Origin of the sequence: Actinacidiphila oryziradicis (genome assembly GCF_005047355.1) — a bacterium.
Lineage (GTDB): Bacteria > Actinomycetota > Actinomycetes > Streptomycetales > Streptomycetaceae > Actinacidiphila > Actinacidiphila oryziradicis.
The window spans coordinates 1-6,870 of sequence record NZ_SUMC01000204.1; the positions used below are offsets into that span (position 1 = coordinate 1).

The 6,870-nt window shown below is 67.3% G+C and carries 5 protein-coding genes and 1 pseudogene; 3 read left to right on the plus strand and 3 right to left on the minus strand.

All coding sequences use genetic code 11. The features are described from left to right. Nucleotides 1–675 precede the first annotated feature (675 nt). Nucleotides 676–2,826, plus strand: coding sequence for a hypothetical protein (locus tag FCI23_RS61990; protein WP_246144892.1), 2,151 nt, complete (start codon nucleotides 676–678; stop codon nucleotides 2,824–2,826). A 39-nt stretch (nucleotides 2,827–2,865) separates the two neighbouring features. Here the strand turns inward: FCI23_RS61990 and FCI23_RS53120 are convergent, their stop codons facing one another. Continuing rightward, complete coding sequence (locus tag FCI23_RS53120) at nucleotides 2,866–3,513, minus strand: transposase (RefSeq protein WP_136731257.1); 648 nt, start codon at nucleotides 3,511–3,513, stop codon at nucleotides 2,866–2,868. Nucleotides 3,514–3,854: 341 nt separating this feature from the next. Then, nucleotides 3,855–4,088 (minus strand): annotated as a pseudogene (gene tpg, locus FCI23_RS53125) (telomere-protecting terminal protein Tpg); the annotation flags it as partial. A gap of 258 nt (nucleotides 4,089–4,346) precedes the next feature. On the opposite strand from tpg, the gene FCI23_RS53130 reads away from it, so the two are divergent. Next, the gene (locus FCI23_RS53130) at nucleotides 4,347–4,847 is read left to right on the plus strand and encodes an HNH endonuclease (protein WP_169317441.1); all 501 of its coding nucleotides are present in this window, start codon (nucleotides 4,347–4,349) and stop codon (nucleotides 4,845–4,847) included. Nucleotides 4,848–5,092: 245 nt separating this feature from the next. Here FCI23_RS53130 and FCI23_RS53135 read toward each other — a convergent pair whose 3' ends face one another. After that, complete coding sequence (locus FCI23_RS53135; protein WP_384002930.1) at nucleotides 5,093–5,230, minus strand: hypothetical protein; 138 nt, start codon at nucleotides 5,228–5,230, stop codon at nucleotides 5,093–5,095. A gap of 107 nt (nucleotides 5,231–5,337) precedes the next feature. Between FCI23_RS53135 and FCI23_RS53140 the strand changes: the two genes are divergently transcribed. After that, nucleotides 5,338–6,762, plus strand: a complete 1,425-nt coding sequence (locus FCI23_RS53140) for an ISL3 family transposase (protein WP_136731263.1) — start codon at nucleotides 5,338–5,340, stop codon at nucleotides 6,760–6,762. Nucleotides 6,763–6,870 lie beyond the last annotated feature (108 nt).

Sequence of the window (6,870 nt, forward strand, 5' to 3'; positions counted from 1 at the left end):
CGCAACCCCGAACTACCAGGAGGCCCTGCTTTCATGCGCACACGAGCGGAAGATCATCCGAACCGGCGGCCCGCCCCGCACTCCCGTGCGACTGACACACGTCAAGATCGGTAAGAGGACAGCTTCTGAGCTCCAGCCATCACAGCCCCTCTCCCCCCACCTCATCCATCGGTTCCCATTCTGCTCCGGCTCGCTCCGGGGAGGGCGTCCCTCGCCCACAGGCTTGGCCCCACCCAGCCGACGAGGATGGGCGAAGGACGGGGCGCTTGGTCGAAGCGGAATGTCTGGGCGTCCGCCGTTGGTTATGGTGGCGACCCGTTCACTGCTGACCGTGCTGGGGTCGGCCAGCAGTCCCCCTCTGGCTTGAATGCTTGTCGCATCAGGGCCGTGCCGGTCAGGTTGTTCCCGAAGCCGAGGGCCCGGACGGTGACGACCTCGACCGCCTTCATCGCGAGAAGCAGGCCGGTTCGTAATGACCGAAATTGAAGACGGTCCGGGTCCCGGCAAGGGCCTCGTCCTCCGCGTAGGCTTCCCCGCGACGCGCCAGGGGGGTAGTTCATGTCCAGCTCCACAGACCATGCCGTTGCGCCTTCCGGGGACGCCTCGGATCTGTTCGTCCGGGTTGTCGTGACGGGCGTACAGCAGCACAGCAGCAGTGCGCCCACCATCGTCAGCGTGGGCGAAACTGCCTCAGGCAGCACCGGGCTTCCGCTTCCCGCCGACTGGCCGGGCCAGCATGTCAGCGCATGGGACGAGCTGGCTGGCTGCATCAATGGCCTTCTGCCTACGGCGCCAGTTTTGCTTCTTCCGTCCTTCACGGCCCTGCATGACCTGGCCCACACCACCCATGGCCCCGACAGGGTGTCGCTGACTGCAGTGCTCAAGGAAGCCATCACGGCCTGCGAGCCGGCATCGGGAGCGCTGCTGGTGATGCTCCTTCCCGCCGTGTACCTCACGTCGAAAGCCAAAGGCAGCGTCGACTTGCGGCGTTACCTGCTCCAACGGTGGACACCTGTTGCCGTCGTGTACTCCACAGGTGCCCTGCCCGGGGTCCATCGTTCCAGCGAGGTCGCGGCCGTGTACTTGCGTCCGCTTTCGGACGGCACATCGAAGCTTCGGCTATTCCGGGTTCCCAGAACCGGCGATGCCGCGGCCGTCGAAGAGGACTTCAGGAAGCTGCTGCGCCAGCCGGCAGGCGGCACCGCACACGGCTACATTGCGGATCCAACTGGCGCTGCAGAGGAGGGGTGGGCCTTCGTCACCCGTGGCGGCTCAGCAGCATCCGGAGGTTCCGCAGCGGTGAGTGACGCGGGCCTGGATCCGCTGGGCATCGGTGGCCCTTCCCTTGCCTCGGTGTTCACCATCCAGCGCGGGCCTTATCTTCGGCCGAGCAAGGGCACTGAGGAGCCTCGTAATGCGGGTGCCGTGCGCGTTCTGCGCATGCGCGATATCAGGCGGCATGGCGCAACAATCGCCGAGCCAGATCCGGGCGCCGCCCTGTGGCATTCCGACGTCCCGGAGCGGTACCGCCTTCAGGCCGGAGACGTGCTGATGGGTGCAGTCCTCCTATCCGATAGTGCAGCGGTTGCCCTTGTCAGGGAGCAGGATTTGCCAGCGGCGGCCAGCAACACCACCATCGTTCTCCGCCCCACCGTCGTCCTTGCTCCCGAGCACATGCGCCTGATCTTGGCCTATCTGCGCTCTGTGGTCAGATACCTTGCGTACGGGGCTGTGGGGATGGGTCGCATACGCCCAAAGGATCTTGCGGCGCTGGCTTTGCCGGGGTCAGATGAACCTCTGGCCGCAGCACTCGACGACCTCGAGGCCGCAAGGCAGCAGATGAATAACTGGAGCGCCGAGGCCGCCGACCTGACCGCATCCGCCTTCGCTGACGCCCGGAACATGGGGCAGGCCCGCCAGCGGATCATCGAAGCGGGACAGATCCTGCGGCTGCGGGCAGAGACCGCAGCCCAACTCGACGACTTCGTGTACATCGTCCGCACCCGCTTCCCCTACCCCATCGCCCTGCGGTGGCGCGAGACCGAGGCCCGCAGGAGCGCAGACGACCTCGGTCCGGCCTACGACGCCGTCCTGGAGACAGCCGAGATCCTCCTGTGCTACAGCGCCCTGGTCACCGCGGCCCTCGCCCATAGCGCCGCCATCGACCTCACCTCCGTGGCCGCGCTACGCAGCAAACTCGCCAACAGCCAGGGCGGACCGGGACTCGGCGAGTGGACAGCAGTGCTCCAGGAGATCTCCGGCAAGAAGAAACGCCGCGGCCTGGAGGCGGAGCATCCTCTGCACGAGCTCGGCGCGTTTTTCGCCGACGAGACGGTCAGCGCCGCCCGTAAACGGCTCTCAGGCCGCAGGAACGACCAGTCGCACCTGCGCCGGGTAGACCCGATCGACCTTCCCGGCGCACTGCGGGAGTCCTACGATGACCTCCGCCTGTTGCTGACCCGCGCACGGTTCCTGGCGGACTGGCCACTGAACCAGATCACCTCCGTGACGTGGAACGCATTCCGTGACCAGGCCACCGTGGGCTACCGGCGCCTCATGGGCGACCACGCGGTGGTACCGACCGAGACGATGCAGTACCCGAGCAGCGCACTGGAAACCGGGAGCCTGTACCTCGCCGATCGCGACCACCGTCCGCATCTTCTCCGCCCATTCCTCACCGGGCAGATCTGCCCCATCTGCCGTACGTGGTCGACCTTCCACGCCGACAAGGGCGACCACAAACTCGTGCTGAAAAGCCTCGAGCACGGCCACTGCCTCCCAGACCCCCCAGACACCGAGCCCCTGCGGCAGGCCGGTCTGCTATAGGAGCCACCCCACCGCCGACCCTGGTGGTCATTCCGGTTGTTAAGCGGCGAGGGCGAGTTCGAGGCGGGAGAGGTGGGTGGTCCGGGTGCGATCGAGTGCGTGGCCGTTCCACCAGGCGTTGAGTCGTAGCAGGTTGAGGGCGACGGCGCTGTAGACATGTTCGAGGTGGGTCTTGGCCAGGCCGCGGTAGCGGGCGTGGTGCATGTCGGTGACGGCGACGGCCTGGGCCATGGTTCCCTCGACCCCGGCGCGCAGGGCGTAGTCCTTCTGCCAGTCACGAGATTCCTGCTGGTCACGGGCCTGCTGCAGGGCCTCGGCCAGTAGGCGGGGATGGAGGGAGAGTTGGCGTCCTCCGCGCTGGGCGGTGGTGCACTGGGCGCGGACCGGGCAGGGGCCGCAGTCGGAGGCGGCGAACTTGACCACGGTAGCCGGGGTGCCGCGCTGCTCGCACGGGCTCCAGGAGGCGCTCAGCCTGCCCTGCGGGCAGGTGACCTGCTGCTTCTCCCAGTCGATGGTGAACGCGGAGGCAGCGAAGCCGGTGCCCGCGCGGGCCTGTCGGGAGGTGTCCAGCAGGACCGGGGTGATCAGTGCCACGCCGTAGCGCGACAGTGACCCGGTGATCAGCTCGGCGGAGGGGTAGCCGGAGTCCAGATAGTGCTCGCCGGGCAGCAGCCCGCGCCGCTGCATCACCCCAGGTGATCCGCGCGTACCGTGCCGAGGCAGCGAACCGCTTCCAGGCGTAGTCGGCCGCCTGCGGATCGGGTTCCGACATCTCGGCAGGGTCGTGGACGGCGATGTGGATAGCGACCAGCCCGTTCGGGCCTGCGGGGTGTGCAGCCATGGCAGCACCGTAGCCGCCGGGTGCGACAACACGGACCGCCCGCAACGACAGGGCCCGGCACCGGCGCGAGGATGGTGCGCGTCGTCTTCTGCCACGGATGCCAACGCAATAAACGCCCCCACGCCTGGTAGCCCAGCCCTTCCGGCATCGTCTGCCCTTCTTCATCCTGAAAATTTCGGTTTCGCTATCAGAACGAGACGTCGAAATAGTCGATGTCGGTGATCGCGACTTCGAGGCCCTGGGCGCGGGCGCCGCCGTCCTTGAAATAGATCTCCTGTAGTCCCTCAGCGACGATTTCACGCAGCTGTCGGTCGCCCGCGCCGTGCTGCTGGGCGGTGAAGAGCCGCCCGGCGTACTCCGGGGGGAGGTGCACGGTCAGCCGGCGCATCCGCGGGTCGTCGGTCGTGCCGACCGGGGCGGTGCATAGGAGCGGTCGTTGGGGGCGGTCTGCCGGGTGGCCGGCAGACCGCTAACTCTTGCCCCGGCCGGGGCCGCTTCAGGGGAAGCGCGTGGCCGTCCTCTCTGGCCGGGGGCCAGACCGGCGAGCGCACCGCCTGGTACTGGCTTGGCAGCCTGGACCGTCGGGTTGACGCGGGCTGCTGCGACTGGAACCTCGTGGACTGATCCGGCGTGATAAGAATCCGGCATGCCAGATGGACGTCCTGACATTCCCGCAGCGATGAAGCGCGCGGTGCTCATCGAGGCTGGCCACCGATGTGCCATCCCCACCTGCAAAGCAGTCCCCGTAGAATTCGCCCACATCGTCCCTTGGGCTCAGGTCCAGGGGCACACGTTCGACAACCTCATCGCGCTCTGCCCGACCTGCCACCGCCGGTATGACAATGGCGACATCGATCGGGTGGCGATGCGGCAGTACAAGGCGAACCTAGCTGTGGTGAATAGCCGGTACGGCGACCTTGAGCAGCGGATTCTTGAGGCTTATGCCGAAGATCCTGAGAACGGCAAGACCTTCATGCTCCACGCGACGTCCCTCCTGCATGTGCGGTACCTGCTCCGCGACGGCCTGATCGCCGACGTCGCCACGGCAACGCCGTCGACCCGCATGACAGTGGAGGATTTGAAACGTTTCGCCACATTTGAGATGTATCACATGTTCATGATCACTGAGGAAGGTGCCAAGTTCGCCCAACGGTGGAGGGATGCTCAGTCCCTCGCCTAGAGATGTCGCCGATCCCGGCCAGCTGCGCATCCTGGTCGACGCGCGCCCCCGCCGCACCCATCGTGCCGGAGTAGTCCGCGGCCGTGCGCGAAACAGCGTCGCGGCCGGGGTTCCGGCGGGGACGCTGCCATCGGGGACGGATCAGCGAGGGAGCGCGTTGTCGCCGCCGGGTGAAATGAGGTTCTGGATCACTTTTGGTGCAGGTGTGACGGACGGTCACCGCCTCGTCGTTTCCGGCACGCGGGTCAGCGGGCGAGGAGGATGCGCTTGCGCAGGAGGTCCACGCCGGCCCGGCCGAACATCTGCCTCTTGAGCATCTTGATCCGGTTCACCTGCCCCTCCACCGCGCCCGAACTGAACGGCAACGTCAACCCCGCCGTCACCGCCCCAAGATCAGACCTGATCCCCACCACAAACGACCGCAACCTTTTGTGATCACTTTCGGTCCCCGGCTGACGGGGCGTCCTCGCCGGTGTGACGATCGGCGGCCATGGGCGACGTGATCGTGGAAGACGTGCTGTTCCCGGACCTGGACGGCCTGCTGGTGCAGGACGTCGAACTCCTCGGAGGTGAAGTGCGGGTGGTGGCACGGGCCTGTGCGACCGGAGCGGGGTGTCCGGTCTGTGGCGTGCTGTCGCTGCGGGTCCACAGCGGCTACGAGCGTCATCTTACGGACACGGCGGTGGGTGGTCGCCGTGTCGCCCTGCGGCTGCGGGTTCGGCGGTTCCGCTGTGCGACGCTCTGGTGCCCGCGCACGATCTTCGTCGAGCAGGTCGACGGACTGACTTTCCGCTACGGTCGCCGAAGTACCCGCCTGCACGCGAACCTGCAGGCCATCGCGCTGATGCTCGCGGGCAGGGCCGGGGCCCGGCTGGCCGAAACACTCGACACCTCGGTCAGCCGCTCCACCCTGCTGCGACTGATCCGGGCATTGCCCGACCCACAGATATCCACACCCCGCGTGCTGGGAGTCGACGACTTCGCCCTGCGCAAAGGGCATGTCTACGGCACGATCCTGATCGATGTCGAGACCCGCAGACCCGTGGACGTGCTCCCGGACCGGGAAGCGGCCACCTTGACCCGGTGGCTGGTCGAGCATCCTGGCGTGGAGGTCATCTGCCGTGACCGCGCCAGTGCCTACGCCGAGGGCTCCCGACTCGGAGCACCCGCTGCGGTCCAGGTCGCTGACAGGTGGCACTTGTGGCACAACCTCTGCGAAGCCGTCGACAAGTGCGTCACCCGCCACTCCTCCCACCTGCGCGAACCCACCCAAGCCCCCACGGAGGCGGCCTCAACGGCCGCGGTCGCCGAACTGGAGAAGACCGCTGAGGCCGGCAAGGCGATGCGGTCGGCCCACCGATGCGCGGACCGCACCCGTGATCGCCACCGGGCAGTCCACGACCTGCTGGACCAGGGGCGCAGTCAGCGGGCGATCGCCCAGGAGCTGGGCCTGTCCCGCAACACCGTGCGCAGATTCGCCCACGCGGCCACCGCCGAGGAGCTCAGCACCGGCAAGTGGCAGGGGCGCTCCAGCGTCCTTGACCCCTTCAAGCCCTACCTGCATCAGCGCTGGCAGGAGGGCTGCACCAACGCCCGGACACTGTTCGAGGAGATCAAGTCCGCCGGCTTCCGAGGCCAGTGCACGATTGTCCGCGAGTACCTGCGCCCACTTCGATCCGGGCTGGATCCGGCCGGCCGCGCCTCCAAGCCGCCCTCGGTGCGCGAGGTGACCGGCTGGATCACCAAGCACCCCGACAGCCTGACCCCGGAGGACAATCTCAAGATCAAGAGCATCCTCGACCGGTGTCCCCAGCTCAGCACTGCCGCCGAACACGTCCGCTCCTTCGCGGAGATGATGCGCGACCGTGCCGGCCACCACCTGGCCGAGTGGCTCAATGAGATCGTTTCATCCTGAAGTTGCTGGTCGGGGGGCTGGTGTGGTGGCGGTGGGGTGTACTCGTGCTGGCAGTGCCGCATGATCGTCGGTCTTGATCATCCGTCAGGGGTCGTTGGGCGCTGTCTG

Coding starts and splice junctions, on each gene's coding strand:
- FCI23_RS53120 (WP_136731257.1), bottom strand. CDS start 3,513: ATGCAGCGGCGCGGGCTGCTGCCCGGCGAGCACTATCTGGACTCCGGC.
- FCI23_RS53130 (WP_169317441.1), top strand. CDS start 4,347: ATGAAGCGCGCGGTGCTCATCGAGGCTGGCCACCGATGTGCCATCCCC.
- FCI23_RS53140 (WP_136731263.1), top strand. CDS start 5,338: ATGGGCGACGTGATCGTGGAAGACGTGCTGTTCCCGGACCTGGACGGC.